The organism is Nocardia sp. NPDC051052, assembly GCF_044456045.1.
GTDB lineage: Bacteria > Actinomycetota > Actinomycetes > Mycobacteriales > Mycobacteriaceae > Nocardia.
This window is the reverse complement of record NZ_JBITFL010000006.1, coordinates 211,957-231,850: the sequence shown is the minus strand read 5'-3', so window position 1 is coordinate 231,850 and position 19,894 is coordinate 211,957. Positions and strand designations below refer to the sequence as shown.

Annotated in this window: 17 protein-coding genes; 11 read left to right on the top strand and 6 right to left on the bottom strand. The window is 67.8% G+C overall.

What is annotated here, in order from left to right:
- Positions 1-11 precede the first annotated feature (11 nt).
- Positions 12-3,338, bottom strand: a complete 3,327-nt coding sequence (locus tag ACIBCN_RS22235) for a tetratricopeptide repeat protein (RefSeq protein WP_396993525.1) — start codon at positions 3,336-3,338, stop codon at positions 12-14.
- Positions 3,339-3,357: 19 nt separating this feature from the next.
- The gene (locus tag ACIBCN_RS22230; RefSeq protein WP_396993524.1) at positions 3,358-6,387 is read right to left on the bottom strand and encodes a tetratricopeptide repeat protein; all 3,030 of its coding nucleotides are present in this window, start codon (positions 6,385-6,387) and stop codon (positions 3,358-3,360) included.
- 166 nt (positions 6,388-6,553) lie between these two features.
- On the opposite strand from ACIBCN_RS22230, the gene ACIBCN_RS22225 reads away from it, so the two are divergent.
- The 5 genes from ACIBCN_RS22225 to ligD all read left to right on the top strand — a co-directional run bounded on the left by ACIBCN_RS22225 (position 6,554) and on the right by ligD (position 10,559).
- Entirely contained in the window at positions 6,554-6,787 is a 234-nt protein-coding gene (locus ACIBCN_RS22225; RefSeq protein ID WP_396993523.1) for a hypothetical protein, read from the top strand.
- Positions 6,788-6,806: 19 nt separating this feature from the next.
- Positions 6,807-7,907, top strand: coding sequence for an SPFH domain-containing protein (locus ACIBCN_RS22220; RefSeq protein ID WP_396993522.1), 1,101 nt, complete (start codon positions 6,807-6,809; stop codon positions 7,905-7,907).
- A 34-nt stretch (positions 7,908-7,941) separates the two neighbouring features.
- Complete coding sequence (locus tag ACIBCN_RS22215; protein WP_396993521.1) at positions 7,942-8,346, top strand: cold-shock protein; 405 nt, start codon at positions 7,942-7,944, stop codon at positions 8,344-8,346.
- Positions 8,347-8,481: 135 nt separating this feature from the next.
- A complete protein-coding gene (locus ACIBCN_RS22210; RefSeq protein ID WP_396993520.1) occupies positions 8,482-9,561 on the top strand; it encodes an ATP-dependent DNA ligase in 1,080 nt (359 codons plus the stop codon).
- Positions 9,558-10,559: a non-homologous end-joining DNA ligase gene (gene ligD, locus ACIBCN_RS22205; RefSeq protein ID WP_396993519.1), complete on the top strand. Its 1,002-nt coding sequence runs from the start codon at positions 9,558-9,560 to the stop codon at positions 10,557-10,559. Before ACIBCN_RS22210 ends, ligD begins: the two co-directional genes overlap by 4 nt.
- A gap of 9 nt (positions 10,560-10,568) precedes the next feature.
- Here the strand turns inward: ligD and ACIBCN_RS22200 are convergent, their stop codons facing one another.
- Positions 10,569-11,330 (bottom strand): DUF4190 domain-containing protein, encoded by a 762-nt coding sequence (locus tag ACIBCN_RS22200; RefSeq protein WP_396993518.1) that lies wholly within the window; start codon positions 11,328-11,330, stop codon positions 10,569-10,571.
- A gap of 196 nt (positions 11,331-11,526) precedes the next feature.
- Here ACIBCN_RS22200 and ACIBCN_RS22195 point away from each other — a divergent pair, with 196 nt between their 5' ends.
- Positions 11,527-11,880, top strand: coding sequence for a hypothetical protein (locus ACIBCN_RS22195; RefSeq protein ID WP_396993517.1), 354 nt, complete (start codon positions 11,527-11,529; stop codon positions 11,878-11,880).
- Positions 11,881-11,901: 21 nt separating this feature from the next.
- On the opposite strand, the gene ACIBCN_RS22190 is transcribed toward ACIBCN_RS22195, so the two are convergent.
- The 3 genes from ACIBCN_RS22190 to ACIBCN_RS22180 form a co-directional block, all read right to left on the bottom strand.
- Positions 11,902-12,579 carry a TetR/AcrR family transcriptional regulator gene (locus tag ACIBCN_RS22190; RefSeq protein ID WP_396993516.1) on the bottom strand — a complete coding sequence of 226 codons (678 nt, stop codon included), beginning with the start codon at positions 12,577-12,579 and terminating at the stop codon, positions 11,902-11,904.
- Positions 12,563-13,708, bottom strand: a complete 1,146-nt coding sequence (locus tag ACIBCN_RS22185) for an acyl-CoA dehydrogenase family protein (RefSeq protein WP_396993515.1) — start codon at positions 13,706-13,708, stop codon at positions 12,563-12,565. Before ACIBCN_RS22185 ends, ACIBCN_RS22190 begins: the two co-directional genes overlap by 17 nt.
- A gap of 193 nt (positions 13,709-13,901) precedes the next feature.
- Entirely contained in the window at positions 13,902-14,591 is a 690-nt protein-coding gene (locus ACIBCN_RS22180) for a TetR/AcrR family transcriptional regulator (RefSeq protein ID WP_396993514.1), read from the bottom strand.
- A 223-nt stretch (positions 14,592-14,814) separates the two neighbouring features.
- On the opposite strand from ACIBCN_RS22180, the gene ACIBCN_RS22175 reads away from it, so the two are divergent.
- From ACIBCN_RS22175 to ACIBCN_RS22155, 5 genes are all read left to right on the top strand, one after another.
- Positions 14,815-15,744, top strand: coding sequence for an alpha/beta fold hydrolase (locus ACIBCN_RS22175; RefSeq protein WP_396993513.1), 930 nt, complete (start codon positions 14,815-14,817; stop codon positions 15,742-15,744).
- Positions 15,745-15,779: 35 nt separating this feature from the next.
- Positions 15,780-15,995, top strand: a complete 216-nt coding sequence (locus ACIBCN_RS22170; protein WP_396993512.1) for a hypothetical protein — start codon at positions 15,780-15,782, stop codon at positions 15,993-15,995.
- Positions 15,992-17,515 (top strand): hypothetical protein, encoded by a 1,524-nt coding sequence (locus ACIBCN_RS22165; protein WP_396993511.1) that lies wholly within the window; start codon positions 15,992-15,994, stop codon positions 17,513-17,515. The genes ACIBCN_RS22170 and ACIBCN_RS22165 overlap by 4 nt, the downstream gene beginning before the upstream one ends.
- A 45-nt stretch (positions 17,516-17,560) precedes the next feature.
- Positions 17,561-18,352 carry a hypothetical protein gene (locus ACIBCN_RS22160; protein ID WP_396993510.1) on the top strand — a complete coding sequence of 264 codons (792 nt, stop codon included), beginning with the start codon at positions 17,561-17,563 and terminating at the stop codon, positions 18,350-18,352.
- A gap of 95 nt (positions 18,353-18,447) precedes the next feature.
- Positions 18,448-19,878: an SDR family NAD(P)-dependent oxidoreductase gene (locus ACIBCN_RS22155; protein ID WP_396993509.1), complete on the top strand. Its 1,431-nt coding sequence runs from the start codon at positions 18,448-18,450 to the stop codon at positions 19,876-19,878.
- The last annotated feature ends 16 nt before the right edge of the window (positions 19,879-19,894 follow it).

Here is a 19,894-nt window from a genome sequence, read left to right as displayed (position 1 = left end):
CAGTCACGGTCCTACTCGCTGAGCTCGGCGCGCCAGTGGGCGAGGTGATTTCGGGTGACGGTGGTGTCGGGGTGGTCCGGGCCGAGGATCCGCTCGCGGTCGGTGAGTAATTGCGCGAATTCGGTTACGGCGGTGGATATATCGCCGGAATTGGCGCGGTAGGCCGCGAGGTTGTTGCGGGTGAGCAGGGTGTCGGGGTGGTCGGGGCCGAGGATCCGCAGGCGGTCGGTGAGCAGGTCCTCGGTCTCGCGGACGGCGCGGGTGGTGTCGCCTGCCTGCTCGCGGTACGAGGTGAGGTTGCCTCGGGTGATCAGTGCGTCCGGATGGTCCTGGCCGAGTACCCGTAGCTGATCGGCGAGGACTTGTTCGGCCTCGGCGATCGCGCCGGGCAAGTCACCGTCGCGCGCCCGGAAGAAGGCGAGATTGCCTCTGTTGTACAGGATTTCGCGATGGTCCGGCCCCTGCACCCGAATTCGGTCGTCCAGTGCGCCGGACAGGTCGATCAGCGCACGCTCGAGGTCGCCCGCGTGCGCCCGAAATGCCGCGAGATCCGCGCGCGCGCGCAGCGTGCTCGGGTCGTCGGGACCGAGCACGCGAACCTGATCGGCAAGCAGCGGTTCGGACTCGGCGATCGCCCCCGCGATGTCGCCGCTACGCGCCCGGATGGACGCGAGCTTCACCCGATTGAACAGCACCCGCCGATCGTCTGGGCCGAGCACCAGCAGTTGGTGCGCGAGTAGCTCTTCCAGATCCGCGATGGCACCGGACAGGTCCCCGCTATCGCTGCGGTAGCCCGCGAGATTGCTGCGTGTCGCCAATGTGTCGGCGTGGTCGGCGCCCAGGATGCGACGCCGGTCAGCCAGCAAATGCTGTGCCGACGCGATCGCACCGGACAGGTCGCCCCGCAGCGCTTGGAGCGACACGAGCCTGCTCCGAGTCGCCAGCGTCGCCTCGTGCTCGGAGCCAAGGACGCGGCGCAGGTCGGTGAGCACGCCGGCCAGTTCTGTCGTGGCGCCCGCCAGATCGCCTGTCTCACCACGACATACGGCGAGATTATGCCGCGTTGCGAGGGTGTTCAGGTGGTCCGGGCCGAGCAGGCCGATCTGGTCGTCGAGCAGGCGTGCGTACTCGGCGAGCGCACCGCGCGGATCGCCGCTCTCCATCCGCCGTACCGCGAGGTATTCCCTGGCGTGCAACGCATCCGGATGGTCCGCACCGACCGCTGCCACGATGGAGGGCAACCACGCGGACCACAGATCGCGGTTGTCGGCGGCCCGCGAGCTCTCGAGGGTGGCGAGAAAGGCAACCGCGCGCCCGCTCTCGCCGCATTCGAGATAGTGGCGGGCGGTCGATCCGCGTGCGTACTCGGCCACCCTGGCGCTGGTGCTGCGCATCGTGGCCGCGATGATCGCTTGATGCGCGTCTTTGACATCGAGGTCGAGCTGGGTCGTGAGGACCGGCAGCAGCGCGTTGTGGGCGATGCCCAGCGATTCTTGGGCGGTGCCGGGACGGTTACGGGTGATGAGCGCGCCCAAACTCACCGCGATATCGCGAATCCGGACCTGGCTCATGTTCTCCCGAAATAACGACATCGCGGCGTCGACCAGCTCGATGGGCAGTACCGGTCCCGCACCTGCCGCGACGAGGATGGCCAGCAAGGGACCGATCGCGTCCGCGGTAGCGGATCCGGCGGCGTACATCGCTGTTCGAATACGCTGGGCAACAACGGACTCCAGTTCCTTGCCGACCACTGAACGCTCGACGAGAAATGGGGCCACTTCGCTCTGCAACCGCGCCAGCAGCCAACCCCCGGCCACGACGACGAGATCTTCCGCCGGCTCGCCTGCCCCCGGATTGCTCAGCCACTTAGGGATCCCGCGCACGCGCCTCGGCCTGCGCTTGGGCCCGGTCGGCGCTGGACCGCCCCAGCCAGGATCCGTCGGCGGGCCGAGCCGAACCAGTTCGCGGTACCCGGCACCAACGAGCGCGGCGATGTCCGCAGCGGTCGGTTCGGACAGTTCGACGCGGTACATGTGGGCGAGATCCGGGCTCTCGTCGGTGCCGGAGCCCGCGCGGATTCCGGCGATGACGCGCACATGTCGCAGGTCATCGCGACGAGTGAGCTCGGCGACCGCGGCGACCAACAGCTTTCGGCTACCGGCTTCCGGTTGGTCCAGTCCGTCCAAGACGAGGGTGATCCGACTGCCCGGCCTCGACAAGTCGGCCAGCGGTTGCCGAACATAGATGTCGAAGACGTCCAGGTCAGCGGCGTCGGTGCGATCCTGGGCAGCGCGCAGCGCCTTGGCGTAGCCGGGGACCCGCTCGACCAGCTGGGCGGACAATTCCGCCGCGACCGACTCGACCGAACTACTCACCGTGAGAAATATTGCCGCGGTGACGTATTCGGACGCGATGGACAGGCCGTCGACCACGCTCGGACGAATGAGTAATGCCATGAGCGTCGACTTACCGCAGCCGGGCGGGCCGACAACCGCCCGCAACCGCTGACCACCCGCATCGATCACCTCGGCGAGACACACCCGCATCGGGTCGGTCAGCAGCAGTCGCCGCGTCAGCTGATCGACGAAACCGGCGGCGGGACGACCGGTCAGCGCGTCCCGGCGCCGAGCCACATTGGGCACCAGCCATAGTCCGGCGTCACCGCTCGGACTCGTCGACACCGAGCCCGCGGTGAAGGACAAATGCAGCGGCTGCTGCAAGGTGCAGCCACGAGCAACGGGATCGACCAGGTCATACGGCAACAGATTCTCACCGCGCCGGGGCAAGCCGGTGCCGAAGGTGGAAAGCATTGTGCGGGTGAAGCATCCCGCATACGCGGGTCCATCACTCGCGGCCACGAGCAGCTCCATCCGCCCGGCCGCGCGGGCGAGCGGTCCGGTCCACAGGCGGGCCGCGCCTCGGAGACCTTGTTCGGTGTCGCAGGCGTCGATCAGCACGATCAATCCGTCCAGCGCAGAGGTGTTGAGCCGCTCCCTGATGCCCTGCGTCAGGTGAAAAGCGTTGTCCGAGCGGGGCAGCAACGGCGAATCGCTGGCCATCAGATAGAAATCACCCGAATTCGTGGCAGTTCCGTGACCGACGAACGCGATCAGCAGGGTAGCCCGCTGTTCGTCCGCACGGTCGAACGCCTCGTCGATCGCCGTAACCAACTGTGCGGCAGTCGGATCGAGCACCGGGCCATCGGTCGTTGTCGCCGACTCCCACCCTCCGCTATCCCGTAGCCCGGCGTACAGACCGGTGGCCAGCGAGTCGGTGAACCCGAGCTCGCCGAGCGCCGCACACTCCGATCCCACCACCAGCGCGAGCCGTCCTCCCATGCAAGAAAGATACTCGCGCCTACTTGACGAGTTGGGCTCGCCAGTGGGCGAGGGTGGTTTGGGTGCGGATGGTGGCGGCGTGGGTGGGGCCGAGGGCGCGGAGTTCGGCTACCAGCAGGACTTCCAGGTCGGCTATCGCTCGGGAAATGTCGCCGTTTTCGGCTTGGCGGGTGGCCAGGTCGTTGCGGGTGGCGAAGGTGTCGGGGTGGTCGGGGCCAAGGACGCGTAGGCGGTCGGCCAGGAGTTGTTCGAGTTCGGCGATGGCGTCGGGCAGGTTGCCGGTGTCGGCGTGGTAGTCGGCGAGGGTGCTTCGGGTGGTGAGGGTGTCGGGGTGGTCGGGGCCAAGGACGCGTAGGCGGTCGGCGAGGAGGTGGGTGAATTCGGTGGCGGCGCCCGCGAGGTCGCCGCTGCGGGCGCGGAACGCGGCCAGGCTGTTGCGGGCGGCGAGGGTGGCCGGGTGGTCGGGGCCGAAGATGCGCAGGCTGTCGGCGAGGAGTTGTTCGAATTCGGTTCGGGCGCCGGTGACATCGCCGTTTTCGCCGCGCCAGTAGGCCAGGCTGTTGCGGGTGCGCAGGGTCTGCGGGTCGTCGGCGCCGAGCACCCGGCAGCGGTCGAGGCGTAGATGTTCGAAGTCGGCGATGGCACCGGCGAGGTCGCCGAGGTCGGCACGGTTGGACGCCAGGTCATTTCGGGTACGGAGGGTATCGGGGTCGTCCGGGCCGAGGAGGCGGCGCTGGTCGGAGACCAGTCGCTTGTATTCGCTTCTGGCACCGATGTAATCGCCGCAGCGGGCCCGGTAGGTGGCCAGATTCGTGCGCGTGCCAAGGGTTTTCGGATGGTCGGGGCCGAGGATGCGCAGCCGGTCGGCCAGCAACAGCTCGAAGTCGCTGATAGCGCCGACCAGGTCGCCGCTTTCGGCGCGATGGTATGCCTCGCGGCTGCGCGTGGTCAGCGTATCGGGGTGGTCGGGACCGAGGGTTTCGACGAAGGCGGGCACCCAGGCGGCCCACAGATCCCGGTTGTCCGCGGCTCTCGTGGTTTGCAGCAATTCGAGGAAATGCAGGGCGCTGGCCGAGTCCCGATACGCGAGGCAATGGCGCACGGCTGATCCGCGTGCATAGTCAGCTGCACGGTCACCGGGACTCTGCTTGATGGCCGTCACGATGGCCCGGTGCGCGTCTTCGAGTTCCGCGCCCAGCTTTCCGCATTCGGCACGCAGTCCGGGTAGGACGGCGCTGTGGGTCACGCCGAGCGACTCGCGCGGCGTGCCGGGACGGCTGCGGGTCACCAGCGCGCCGAGCGCCACTGTCATGTCCCGGATTCGAGCGATGTGCAGATCGAATCCGCGCGCCGTCAACGCCGCGTCGAGGAGCTCGATCGGCAGCACCGGCCCGACACCGGCCGCGACCATAATGCTGAGGAAAGTGCCTGTCGCACCGGCCGTTTCGGGATACATCCCGCGCAGTCCCGCATCGACCCGCAGCGCGACGATCCGATCGAGCCCGATACCGGCCGCCACCGCGCCGTCGGTGATGCTCGACGCCACCTCCAGCAGCATCCTGGCCAGCAGCCAGCCGCCGGAGACGACGTGCGGGCCCTCGGCGTCCGTCGGCGTTTCGGTGAGCAACGACTGGATCCAGTTCACCCAGTCCGCCGGATCGGCGGGCGCACCGCTGCCGCGCGCCGAACCGACGACGGTGGCGATGTCGTCGGCGGCGGGTTCGCCCACGTCGATCCGGTACATGTGGGCCAGCGCGGGATCGTCCTCTATGCCGGTGCCGTCCCGGATGCCGACGATGACCCGCACATGCCGCAGGTCGTGGCGGCGGGTGAGATCGGCGATGGCCGAGATCAGCAGGCGTCTGGTGCCTTCCTGCGGCTGGTTCAATCCGTCCAGCACGAGCGTCACCCGGCGACCAGAGGTCGACAGCCGCGCCAGCGGATGCCGCACCGACAGGTCGAAGATGTCGAACTCGTCTCGAGCCAGATGCGCGTGCACCGCCTGCGCCGCCTCCGCGAAACCGGGTACCCGCGCGCTCAACTGCGCGGCGAGCTCGGCCGCGACCGCCTCGATCGAGCTGGCGGCGGTGAGAAACACTGCGGCGGTGATGTATTCGGGGGTCACCGCCAGGCCCTCCACCAGGCTCGGCCGGATCAGCATAGCGAGCAGGGTGGACTTGCCCGCACCGGCCGGGCCGATCACCACCCGCAGGCGATTACTGCCCGCGTCCACGATCGTGTCCAGATGCTCACGGACATCGGGCGTCACCAGCAGCCCACGGGTCAGCTGGTCGACGAAACCCGCTGCGGAGCGCCCACTTACGGCATCGCGATGCCGAGCGGTGTTGGGCACCAGCCAAAGTCCCGGATCCGCACCGTGCGCCGCCGACGCCTCGCCCGAGGTGAACGAAAGGTATTGCGGCTGTTGATGAACGCATTCACCGGCGATCGGGTCGACCAGATCCGCAGGCAGCAGGTTCTCACCACGCAGCGGCAACCCGTCATCGAAGGTGGACAGCATGGTCCTGGTGAAGCACCCGGAGAACGCGGGCCCGTCCCCCGCCGCGACCAGCATCTCCATCCGGCCCGCCGACTGCGCGAGCAGATCGGTCCACCGGCGCGCCGCACCGATCACCCCCTGCCCGGTCTCGCAGGCGTCGACCAGCACCACCAGGCCGTCGACGGCCGACTGATCCAGTCGCTCCCTGATCTCCTGAGTGAGGTGAAAGGCGTTGTGCGAGTTGGGCACCGCGGGCGAGTCATACCCGAGCAGATAGAAGTCCTCGGCGTTGGTCGCGACGCCGTGTCCGATGAACGCGAGCAGCAAGGTCGCCTGCCGCTGCCCGGCCGCCTCGAATGCCGCGTCGACCGCCGTGACCAGCTGCGCCGCAGTCGGATTCAGCACCGGGCCGTCGTCTTCCGTCGCGGAGCGCCACCCGCCCGCCTCGGTCAAACTCGCGTACAACCCCGTCGCGAGTTCGCCGGTGAACCCCAGTTCCCCCAGCGCCGCACACTCGGACCCGACAACCAAAGCGAGTCGTCCTCCCATGCAAGCAACATACCCGCGTGCTACCGAAACGGATCACACACCCGCAACCTGGGCATACCGTCGTCACAACGATCGCGTCACGTTCGCCGAGCCGTTCCTATATCGAAACGTGCTATCCGAGACGTAGTGTGGCGGGCCTGGATACGAGTGGGAGGAGATCGTTGCGATGAGCGACCCCGTGGTCGGCCTGACGGGTACGCTCACCTCGCCGATCCGAGGCGCGGGGCTGCTCGGGGAAGTCCTGGTGGCAATTCGAGGGGGGACCGAGCTGTACATCGCACGTGCCGTCGAAGCGATCCCAGCGGGCACCACCGTGTTGGTCATCGCCGTCAGTCCGGGACGCATCGTCGATGTGGTGCCCTGGATACCGCTGACGCCGGATCCGGCCGAAACCATTTGAAAAAGTAAGGGAGACAACCGTGCTGGGCTACCACGTACCAGACCCGGACGAGGCGATGCTGATCAGCGGCGCCAAGACCAAAGACAACGCGCCGTTCAAGGTGGTGATCGGACGCGGCACCTGGGCCGTGCCGCTGTTCCGCAAGGTCAGCTACCTTTCGCTGGCCATGTTCGAGGCCGAGATCAAGGAGCGCTGCGTCACCAAGCAGGCGATCCAGCTCGAGGTACGCGCGGTGATCGCGTTCAAGGTCGCCAACGACACCACCTCGATCGTGAATGCCGCGCAACGCTTCCTGTCCGAGCAGGAAAAGGAGATGTCGGTCCTGACCGGCCGCATTTTTTCCGGCCATCTGCGCTCGATCGTCGGTTCGATGACGGTCGAGGAGATCATCCGGGAACGCCAGAAACTGGCCGATGAAGTGCTCGTCGCCTCGAAAGTCGAGATGGGCAATATCGGACTCTGGGTGGATTCCTTCCAGATCCAGTCGATCGACGACGGCAACCTCGGCTACATTCAGGCACTCGCCGCGCCGCACAATGCCACCGTCCAGCGCGACGCGCAGATCGCGCAATCGCAAGCGGCGCAGCTGTCCGCGCAGGCCGAGCAGGAGTCGCTGCGCAGGCAGGCGGAGTATCAGCGGGAGACCGCGATCCTGCGCGCGCAGTATCAGCACGACATCGACAAGGCGAATGCCGAAGCGGCACAGGCGGGTCCGCTCGCCGAGGCGATGGCGCTGCAGGAGGTGCTCACCGCACAGGCCGAGCAGGCCCGCAAAACGGCGGAGCTGCGCGAGCAACAGCTGCAGACCGAAGTGGTGAAACCCGCTCAGGCAGAAGCGGAACGGGTGCGCATCCTGGCCGAGGCCGAGGCCGACCGCACCAGGATTCAGGCCGCCGCGGCCGCGTCCAACAACCGGATCGCGTTGGACCAGTTGTTGATCGAACAACTTCCGGAAATCGTCAAGCAGGCCTCGAACGGGCTGGCGAACGCGAATCTGACCGTACTGAACGGCCCGGACGGGGTGAGCGAACTCGTCAACGGAATGGTGGGTCAGGGACTCACCGTTTTCAATTCATTGCAAAAGGCGCTTTCGTCCAACAGTGACGATAACGCGGGCTAAGGTGGCCGGGTAGCGACGGCGCGACGAGGAGCGGGTGTTGGTGTCCATCGGGAAATTGGTGTCGTTCGATAGCTCTCGGGGATTCGGGTTCATTCGACCGGAGGACGGCGGGCCGGACGTATTCGTGCACGTCAACGACATCGGTCTGGATGAAGACGAGTTGCGGCAGGGGCGGGTGTTCGAATTCGACATGACAGAGGGTGATCGTGGGCCGAAGGCGGTCAATCTGAGCGTGGTCGGTGGCCAGCCCAGTCCGCCGCCGGTGCCGCACAAAACCAAGCACAGGTCGAACTCGGGTCAGCTCAACGCCACCGAGCACAAACGACTGATCACCGAGCTGCTCCTCGACGCGAGCCCGGCACTCACCGCGGGCGAGATCCTCACCATCCGCGACCGGCTGACCGTCTTCGCCGAACAACACGGCTGGCTGGACGAATAGGCGGTCCTCGTGCCGCCGCATCCGCGAGTTCGATGATCTTGTCGGATGCGGCGCTTACGATCATCGGCAAGTACCGATGAGTTCTGCGTGGTCAGTCCGTCGGTACCGGTGAGAACCGAATCCGAGGAGGATCACGTGGACCTACCGGTGATGCCACCCGTTAAACCGATGCTGGCCAAAACCACGTCCGGGGTGCCACACGAGGGCGGGCTGAGTTATGAGCCCAAGTGGGACGGCTTCCGCTGCATTGTCTTCCGCGATGGCGACGAGGTGGAGCTCGGCTCCCGCAACGATCGTCCGCTGACCAGGTATTTTCCCGAGGTCGCCGAGCTACTGAAGAAGGCGCTGCCGCAGCGGTGCGTGGTGGACGGCGAGATCGTCGTGGTCACCGACGAGGGCCTCGACTTCGACACCCTGCAAAATCGGCTGCATCCGGCCGCCTCCCGGGTCAACAAGCTGGCCGTGGAGACGCCCGCCAGCTTCGTCGCCTTCGATCTACTCGCCCTCGGCGACCAGGATCTGACCGAGGAACCGTTCGCCGAACGCAGGCGACTGCTGGAAACCATCCTCGACACCGAGCTCGCGCGGGTGCACCTCACCCCGATCACCCAGGATCCCGAGGTCGCCGAGGACTGGTTCACCCGGTTCGAGGGTGCCGGCTTCGACGGGGTCATGGTCAAGGCCAACGGCCTGGCCTACCTGCAGGACAAACGGGTGATGCTCAAGGTCAAACACGAGCGCACCGCCGACTGCGTGGTCGCCGGATTCCGCTGGCACAAGGACGGCGTGGGCGTCGGATCGCTGCTGCTCGGGCTCTTCGACGACGAAGGCCACCTGCACCACGTCGGCGTCGCGAGCAGCTTCACCGCGGCCCGGCGCAAGGAACTGGTCGACGAACTGGCACCGCTGCGCGAGAACGCGCTGGAAAACCATCCGTGGCGGGAATGGGCCGACGCCGCCGCGCAGGCCAAGGCCGACGGCAAGATGCCCGGCGGGGTCAGCCGCTGGACCGGCGGCAAGGACCTGTCCTGGGTGGCGCTGCGCACCGAACTGGTCGCGGAGGTCCGCTACGAGCACGTGCAGTCCGGGCGGCTCCGCCACGGCGGGAGGCTGGTTCGCTTCCGCTCCGACCGCACCCCCGAATCGTGTACCTACGCTCAACTCGACGAGGCACCGCCCGCGGAATTGAGTGCGATCTTCAGTGAGGCACAGTGACCGCGTCAGTCGATATCGAGACCGACGGCCGGACCGTCACCATCAGCAATCCCGACAAGGTGTATTTCACCAAGCGCGGCGACACGAAACTCGACCTCGTGCATTACTACCAGGCGGTGGCCGAACCGTTCCTGAATGTGGTCGGCGGCAGGCCGCTACTGCTGGAGCGTTATCCCGACGGCGCCTCCGGTAAGTCGTGGTTCCAGAAACGGGTGCCGAAATCGGCGCCGGACTGGCTGCACACCGTCGAGGTGTCCACCCCGAACGGCACCACCGCCGACGCGCTGGTCGCACACGATCTCGCGCACATTCTGTGGGCGGTGAACCAGGGCTGCTTGGGTTTTCACGTGTGGCCCAACCGGGCGGACAACCTGAAGATCGCCGACGAACTGCGCATCGACCTCGATCCCTCCCCCGGCATCACATTCGACGACCTCGAGCACGCCGCCGTGCTCACCCGAGAGTTGTTCGTCGAGTTGGGTATCGAGTCGCGGATCAAGACCTCCGGCTCCCGCGGCCTGCACATCTACGTTGCGCTGGAACCGAATTGGGATGGCTACCAGGTGCGCGCCGCCTCCGTCGCGCTGGCGCGCGAGCTGGAGCGCCGCCATCCCGAGGAGATCACCGCGCAGTGGTGGAAGGAAGAACGCGGCAACCGCGTGTTCGTCGACTTCAACCAAAACGCCCCGCACAAAACGGTTTTCGGGGCGTGGTGTGTGCGCCCGAAGGTGGGCGCGCAGGTGTCGACGCCGATCGCCTGGTCCGAATTGGACAACGTCGCCCCCGAGGAGCTGACCATCGCCACCGTGCCCGCCCGGCTGGCCGAGCTTGGCGACCCGTGGGCCGATCGCGCACCGCAATCCATTGCGCCACTGCTGGAAATGTCGGAACGCGATATGGCGTCGGGTCTCATGGACGCGCCGTGGCCGCCGCAATATCCGAAGATGCCGAACGAGCCGCCGCGCGTTCAGCCGAGCCGTGCCAAGAAAGAGGAGTAGTCGACCCGGCTACTCCGTCCATAACACCCAGGTGCCGCTGCGACTCGCAGGTTCGCACACCAGCGCGCGGCCATCCGCGGTGCGGCCTGTCTTCGCCGTAGTGCCATCGCATTTCGCCCCGGCCTGCTGGACCGCCGTGGCCACGGTGTACGGGCCCGCCCACTGATAGGTGCTCCCCGCGCCGAGGCAGATCAGCGTGCCGCCGTCCGCGGCGCTGCCGATCTGCCCGACCTGGCTCTCGGTGCAGGATGCGCCCTTTTTCAGGTTGCTCTGATTCGCCGTCGACGGGCTGGCCGTCGTGGTTGCCACCGGCGGCGCGGCCGTGACCGTCGGCTGCGGCAGCTGGTCCACGGTCGTCGGTGCCGTGACGCTCGCTGCGGGCTTGTTCGCGCGAGTCAGCGAGTCCGGCAACATATTTCCCGACACCACGATGACCCCGGCCAGCGCCGTCACCTCCGCGACGCCGATCAGCAGCGCGAACATCGCCATCACCCGGCCGCGGGGATGCGAGAACGCGATGAAGCCGAAAACAATGGCCACCGGGAACAACCCGACCAGCGCGGCCACCAGGGCGACAATCGCGTACGGATTCACAATGGGCGGAATCTCCACCCGCAACCGACCGGTCCGACGCCGCGCAGGCACCGGTTCCTGCCACCGCTCCTCGGGCTCCGGATCGGCCCACTGTTCCTCTTCGCCTGCCGCAGGCCACCGGTCGTCCTGCCCTGCCGCAGGCCAACGTTCACTTTCACGGCGTTCCGCCCGTGCCATGCCAGGTCCCTCTCCACACCAACAAACCGTGCAGGAACCTCGGACTGCCCGGACCCGCCCCGATATCCCGACCCACAATAGGGGCCCAACGGCGCGACATCATCTGAAACGTCCAATTACTAGCCGTTTTCCCCGCTGGAGGTCCATGATGATCGGAAAGTGTCACTGATCTTGCGCTGACTCCACAGGAGGATCCATGTTCGGTAGCACCAACTCCGACGGCCGGGACAATCGGCCGTGGCACGCTCAGGCCGGCGATCTGCTCGGCGACAATTACAACGTTCCCGGCCTCATTTTGTGTGCGCTCGGCATCGTCGCGCTGGCGTGCACGCTCACCGCCGCGGGCTACGGCTTCCACGACTGGACCCAGACCGGCGCGATCGTCACGGCCGCGCTCTGGATTCTCGGCATCGGCGCCCTGCTGGTCGAGCATCGCCGCGAGGAAGTGATCGAGCTGAAGCACGGCAGGCTCGGCCACGCTCCGGGCCATCGGCGGCCGGTGCGCTACAGCATGGAACCGGGCGACACCGCACCCGACGCGCTCACCTAGCGAACGGGGACCGCCGCTCGCTCAGTGGCGGCGGTCCACCCTCGGTAGCGACTCGGTGACCAGTGTCATCAGCATGTCGGCGAGCAGCTCGTGCACCTGCGGGCGGGTCAGTGTGCCGCGGGTGATCCATTCCCGGCCCGCGACTTTCACCAGCCCGCCGTAGGCGCGGACCATCGCGCGCAATGCCGCACTGCGTGCGGAATCGGCCAGGCCGACCATCAGCAGCAGCCGTTCGGCGGCCGCGTCGTCGGCCTGGTCGAGGATCTGCTGCACCTCGGGGTCGTTGCCGACGCCCTCGTGGCTGGTCACCTTCACCCAGGTGCTGCCGTGCTCGGCGATGGTATCCAACAGCCAGTGCACACTGGCATCGACACGTTCGCGCTCGGTGCCGGTGGGCACGATCATGTCGTCGAGCCTGGGCAGGGTGACCATCCGGCGCACCACCACGAGGTATAGATCGCGCTTGTTGCCGAAGTAATGGTTGATCAGACCGCGGGCCACCCCGGCGCGCTGGGCCAGCTCGGCGGTCGAGACCGCCGCGTACGGGCGCTCGCCGAACATGTCGATCGCGCACGCCAGGATCTCGGCCCGCCGCTCGTCGGGTTCCAGCCGACGGCGGCGCGACGGCGCGGCATCGGCCGGCGGCGCGGGCGCGTCCGGCGCGCCGGTCTCGCTTGTCGTATCAGAGAGACCGGGCAATGAGATCCTTCATCACCTCGTTGCTACCCGCCAGGATGCGCAAGACGCGGGCGCCGGTGTAAAGCTGCGAAATCGGATACTCCGTCATGTAGCCGTAGCCGCCGAACAGTTGCAGGCAGCGGTCAACCACGATACCCAGCTGGTCGGTGAGCCAGTACTTCGACATCGCCGCGGTGGGAATGTCGAGCTCACCGCGCAGGTGTTCGATGATGCAGTTGTCCAGGAAGGTGCGGCTGACCTTCGCGATGGTGGCGCACTCGGCCAGCTCGAATTTGGTGTTCTGCATCGCGAACAGCGGCTTGCCGAAGGCTTCGCGGCCCTTGGTGTAGTCGATGGTCAGCTGCACGGCCTTTTCCATCATCGCGACCGCGATAATGCCGGTGACCAGGCGTTCCTGGGCCAGCATCTGCATCATCTGATAGAAGCCGAGGCCCTCGGCCTCGCCGAGCAGGTTCGACGCGGGCACCCGCAGTCCGTCGAAGAACAGCTCGGCGGTGTCCTGGGCCTTGCCGCCGATCTTGTTCAGGATGCGGCCGCGCTTGAAGCCGGGGGTGTCGTCGGAGACGTCGGCGAAGATCAGCGAGACGCCGGACGCACCCTTGGTCGGGTCGGTTTTGGCGGCGATGATGATGCCGTCGCAGAGCCAGCCGTTGGTGATGAAGATCTTCGAGCCGGTGATGACGTACTCGTCGCCCTCGCGGACCGCGCGGGTCTTGATGTTCTGCAGGTCGGAGCCGGTGCCCGGTTCGGTCATGCCGATCGAGAGCACCATCTCGCCGCTGGCCGCCTTGGGCAGCACGCGCTGCTTCAGTTCCGCGGCACCGAACTCCTTGATGTAGGGCGCGATGATCGAGGTGTGCACCGGCATGCCCATCGAGCCGTCGCCCGCCCGGGACTGTTCCTCGATGATGGCGGCCTCATGCGCGAAAGTGCCGCCGCCACCGCCGAATTCAGTGGGGATGGCGGTGCAGAGCAGGCCGAGCTCGCCGGCCCGGTGGTACAGCGCGCGATCGGGGTGGCCCTGCGCGACGAATTTCTCCTCGTGCGGGACGACCTCCTTCTCGAAGAACGCCTTCGCCAGGTCGCGTACCGCCTCGACCTCGTCGTCACTCCATGCGGCGCGTGCCATCATCGGATCCTTTGCTCGCTGCTGTGCCTGATGTCGGCGCTCCCGGGTCGTCCGTGGTGACGCAAGCTGCCGCCGCCAGGACCCGTTCGCGCCGCTCCGGCGTCGACGCCGGTCATCGCCATCAGATTCTCGCACTATTGGCAGCTTGTCAACAAGCCTGGCACGCGTGACACCTACTCCGCGCCCGCGGTGGTCAGCTTGCGGGTTGTTGCGCCTGGTTGACGGCGGCCAGCGAGGTGAAGATCGGCGTTTCCGGATCGGCCGAGATGCCCTGCCTGCGCAGGAAACCGTCGATCAGGCCCCAGACGAATTCGGTGGCCTGGTCGATGAATTCGGCGGTGCGATCCGGGTGCGGCAGCGTCGAATCGGCGAGCCACAGGTCGGTGATGGAGACGACGACGCCGACCACCGCGCGGGACAGATAGTCGATGCCCGCGGTGTCGATCGGAATGGACTCGGCGATGTCGCGCGCCTGCCTGGCGAAGCGGTCCGAGGCGGCGCGGCCGAGGTCGAACTGCAGCACCGTTCCGTCGGACTGCTGGGTCACCTGCGCCTGGCCCAGGAAGCGAAAAACGTTGGGATGCTGCAGGATACTGTCGGCGTAGCCGGTGAGCACCCGCCGCAGCGCGGTCCGTGGCGGTTGCAGCATGAGCGTCAGATCGTTGCCTGCGGCGGCCGCGGCGGCCTTGGCCATCCGGTGGCCGATCTCAGTGTAGAGATCGGCCTTGTCGGCGAACTGCCGATACAGGCGGGGCTTGGTGATGCCCGCCTCGCGGGCGATGTCGTCCATGCTCGGCCGCGGCCCGTCCCGGTCGATCACCCGGATCGCGGCATCGACGATCTCCGCACGGGAGGTCGTCGCATGGACGCTGGGACGTGGCACGACCGCAGCATACACGTACCGGCGGTACGTTAATTAGCGTGAGGTACGCCATACTATGCGGTTAGCTCTCCCGTTCCGGGAGTTTTCTTCGTACTGTCAGTATCGGAAAACGTACTACCGGTACGGGCCGGTTCCAGCGAACTGCATGCAGTCGCCAGTGTCCAGTGCCCGGCCGACCACCGCATGACCGTCCGGCAGCCCGCACCCGAACGAGGCAAGAAGAATGACCAACGAGCTCGACACCGATACGCCCCGCCCGGATCGAGAGTGGACGGTGACCACCGACGGCACCGAACTCGCCGTCTTCGAATGGGGGGACCCCGCCGCCGCACCGCTGGTCTTGGTGCACGGTCTCACCGACACCCACCGCGTGTGGGCCACCGTCGCCGCGCTGCTGACCGACGGATTCCGGGTGATCACCTACGACGTGCGCGGCCACGGTCGATCGGCCACTCCGCCACTGCTTTCCGGCTTCCGCCTGGACCGGCTCGCCGCCGACTTCTTCGCGGTGATCGACGCGGCGAGCCCGAAGCGACCGGTGCACACCTGCGGGCACGGCTGGGGCGCGGTGCAGCTGTGGGAGGCGGTCTGCGATCCGCGGGCGAACACCCGAATCGCCTCGTTCACCGCCATTTCCGGCCCGAATCTCGATCACCTCGGTCTGTGGTTGCGCGCCATGGCGCCGCACGCCCGGCTGCACGCGGGCGATCTCGGCTGGTGGTTGAGCGGGGCGCGCTGGACGCTGAGCCCGGTGCCCGTCGCTCGCAGGCTGTATCCGCCGAGGGTGCGCACGCTGCTGGTGGAACGACTGGGCGGCCTCTCGCCGGTGCCGGCCAGGATCGCGCGCACCTGGCGCACGGATCTGCTCGCGGGCGCCCGCATCGCGCAGGCCAACCTGCTGCATCACCTACAGCGGCCGAGGGTTCGGCGCACCGCGGTGCCGGTGCAGTTGCTCGTCGACACCACCGACCCGTTCGTGCCCGCCTCCATCTACGACACCTCGACGCGCTGGGTGGACCGGCTGTGGCGCTGTGCCGTGCCGGCCGACCACTGGCTGCCGGTCACCGAGCCGCTGCTGGTCGCCGAGGCGATCGCCAATTTCGTCGACGACATGCGGGCCGACCACGCCGCGATCACCCCGCGCAGCAGCTGACCTACCTGATAACTCGACATCGATACGGAGATCCCATGCCGGACGCAGCCCAGCCGCTGATCCGCACCCTTGGCGCCCCACTGCCCGACGAATTCGACCGGCTCACCGACTCCGATCTCGCCGAACTGGACCGCCTGCTGCGCAACGCCGTCACCGCGCGCGGCGAGCGCCTCGCCGCGGCGGTCGAGTCCTCGCTCCAGCTCATTCCCCGGCTGATGCGACCGACCGTGAAGCGGGCGCTCGGCTTATGAGCGCTCAACTGATGGCTCGTGCCGAGACCACCAAACTCGCCCGCCTGCTTGACATTTCCGATCCGGCAGAGCTCGACTTCCTCAACGGCCTTTCGCCGGAAGCGATTCGGGAATTCCGCGAGCGGGCCACCGATCTGCTGTTCAACGGCGACGCCGCCCGCATGAAACGCGTTGCCGCGGCGACGAAATTGGTGCCGGCCGCGATCAGCGCCAAGGCCGCCGAGCGCGCGTTCGGCCCGGTGTTGTGCGCGGCCGTCGCGGGTTCGGTCGAACCCGCCCGCGCGGTGGACATCGCCAAGGCGCTGCCCGCCCGCTTCCTCGCCGAGACCGCGATTCAGCTCGACCCGCGGCGCACCGCCGACATCATCGCCGCGGTGCCGCCGCGGCTGGTCGTCGAGGTGGCCCGCGAGCTGCTGCGCCGGGACGATCACGTGACGATGAGCCGTTTCGTCGGCGTGGTGCCCGAGGAGTCGATGCGGGCCGCGGCGCCCGCGCTCGGGGACGCGGATCTGCTGCGCGTCGGGTTCCTGATGGAGGACAAGTCCGCGCTGGACCGGCTGATGGGCCTGGTCACCGACCGGCTCGCCGGGGTCATCCGCGCCGCGCACGAACAAGACCTGTGGGCCGAGGGACTCGACCTGCTCGACAGTGTCGGACCCGAGAATCGGGCCGCACTCGGCGACATCGCCGCCGGGCTCGGTGGCGAGGTACTCGACGGCCTGATCGAGACGGTCCGGACGCTCGACGCCTGGGACTCACTGCTCCCGGTGACCGCCGCGATGAACGCGGACAGCTTGCGCGCGTTCGCCGAACGGCCTGCGGTACAGGAGGAATCGGTGCTCGCCGCGATCATGAATGCCGCGCTGAACAAAGGGTTTTGGCTCGACCTGCTGCCGCTCGTTGTGCATCTGCAGCCGTCGCAGCTCGCCATTCTCGCCGCGCGCCTGGCCGACAAGTCCGACGAGGAGCTCGGTGACCTTGTCGCCCAAGCGGATACGGCGGGCCTGTGGAGCGCCATGTTGCCGATCGCGCTGGCGATGACCGAGACCGATCGTCGCCGGATGGCCGGTCTGCCGATCATGCGGGACCCGGACGTGCTGCGCGCGGTGATCAACACCACCGCCGAGCACGAACTCTGGTCGCAGGCACTGCCTTTGGTGGACGCGCTGCCCGACTCCGCGACGCCGATCCTGGCCTCGTGTATCGGCGATCTCAGCACGGACCAGATGCTGGCCGCCGTGCTCGTCGCCACGCGCAGTGACAACATCGACACCCTCGTCGATATCGCGCTCGCGCAGGACGCCGAGGGCCGGGCCCGAGTGCTCGAGATCATCGACGGGATGGACGATCTCGACGAGTTCCTCGCCGCGCTGACGCCGGACACGCCAGCGGTGGTGTGGCAGGGCTTGATCGAAGTGCACGCGGAAATCCCCGCCGCGCTGCGCATTCGGCTGGCCGACCGCGCGCGGCACTGCGGGCGTACCGCCGTCGCCGACGGCCTGCGCGCGGATCCAGCCTGACGCGAACGACCGGCGGCGCCACCGGTGAAGTGATACTTTCGCCCCATGATGGGACCGGCTGGTCAGAGGCCTCCTAGCCTCAGCAACGCCGGATGGCTGCACGAGCCGTTGACGCCGATCGGGGCGATGCGGCCGTACCCGGACGGCCCGGTGCCGCCGCAGCCGCTCGGCCGATGGCGGCAGCCGGGCGGTCACCGGGGGCGATGGTGGTTGCTCGGCGCCGCAATCGGCGTCTCGACGCTGGTGGTGGTCGGCGTGCTCGGGGTATCCGACAGCAGGCCCGCCGATCCGGTGCCCGACCTGCGGGGCTACCACTACGTCGACAATCTCTGCGCGATTACCGATACCGCGCCCTACCTGCACGCCGGATTCGTCTTGGCGCCGTCGAGTTCGGCGACGCTGAAGTATCCGCTGCACCAAACCCGCCTGCACCCCGCGCTCGACTCGATGACGTGCACCATCCGTCTCGCTTCGCCGGGATCCAGAGAGCGGGCCGACGACACCACGCTGGTGGTCAACGCGTTGGTGCACAAGCGAGCCGATCCCGGTCCCGAGTTCACCGCGCGGTTCGAGACCTGGACGCAGGCCGACCTCGCCGCGCACGACGACGTCACCAAGATCGGCGGTCTCGGCGACGAGGCGTACCTCGTCCGCAAGCAGACCGAGCACGCGCCGAACACGGGGGTCACCCTGGCCGTCCGCGACGGCTGGACCACCTTCGATATCAGCTGGTTACACCCGCCTTCGGTGGTCACGACCACCGATATCAAAGTGCCGGAGGTCATCGAATTACTGAAGCGAACCGCCGCCACCACGATGGCGCTGCTTCGCGCGTAGGCCATCGAGAGGCAACCGGGCGGCAACCTGGTCGCGGAGTTTGCGACAATGGTCCGGTCGATTTCCCAGCTCACCGAAGGATGCCTGTACCACCGATGGCCGAAAGCATGATCGATCCGGACGAGCTCGCGACCTGTCTGCGGGTACTGGACCAGGCCGGACAGCTGGAGAAAGAACATCCCGACTCGGTGGCGGTGCAGCGCGCGGTCGGCCACATGTTCAAGATGCTCAAGCAGCGGCGCCGGATCGAGGCCAGGACGGCGGTGGCCGATGCCGACCGCGAGGTCATCGCCGCGACGGCCACCGGATCGCCGCAGCGGATCGATGACGAGACCGCGGGCATCCCGCTCGCCTCGAACGCGCGCGGCGCCACCGCGGGCACGCTGATCCGGGCGCGTCCCTGCTACATCTGCAAGCAGCCGTACACGCAGGTCGACGCCTTCTATCACCAACTGTGCCCCGAGTGTGCCGCGCGCAGCCACACCAAGCGGGACGCCCGTACCGATCTGACGGGCCGGCGCGCGCTGCTGACCGGCGGGCGCGCCAAGATCGGCATGTACATCGCGCTGCGGCTGCTGCGCGACGGCGCGCACACCACCATCACCACCCGCTTCCCGAACGACGCCATCCGCCGGTTCGCCGCCATGGACGACAGCGCGCAGTGGCTGCACCGGCTGCGCGTCGTCGGCATCGACCTGCGCGATCCGGCGCAGGTGGTCGCCCTCGCGGACGACGTCGCGGCGCAGGGTCCGCTCGACATCCTGATCAACAACGCGGCACAGACGGTCCGCCGCTCCCCCGGTGCGTACAGCGCGCTGGTCGACGCCGAGTCCGGTGCGCTGCCCGCCGGTGCGCTGCCCGATGTGGTGACCTTCGGTAAGACGATGCAGGCGCACCCCACCGCGCTCACCGCCTCGCTCACGCCGACGCTGACCGCCGCCGACGTCGCCGAGCTCGCGCTCGTCGCGGGATCGGCTACCCCCGAACGCATTTCGCGTGGCGTGGCGATCGATGCCGGCGGCCTGGTGCCGGATCTGGCGCACACCAACAGCTGGGTGCAGACCGTCGCCGAGGTCGACCCGACCGAGCTGCTCGAAGTGCAGCTGTGCAATTCGGTCGCGCCGTTCATCCTGGTATCGCGGCTCCGCCCGGCCATGGCCGCCGCCGCGGCGCGGCGCAAGTACATCGTCAACGTGTCGGCGATGGAGGGCCAGTTCGCCCGCGCCTACAAGGGACCGGGGCACCCGCACACCAACATGGCCAAGGCCGCGCTGAACATGCTGACCCGCACCAGCGCTGGCGAAATGCTCGAAGCCGACGGCATTTTGATGACCGCCGTGGACACCGGCTGGATCACCGACGAGCGGCCGCATTACACGAAGGTCCGGCTCGCCGAGGAGGGCTTCCACGCGCCGCTCGACCTGGTCGACGGGGCGGCCCGCGTCTACGACCCCATCGTTCAGGGTGAGCACGGCACCGACCTGTACGGCTGCTTCCTGAAGGATTACCGGCCTTCGCCCTGGTAATCCGGCGGCTCCCCGG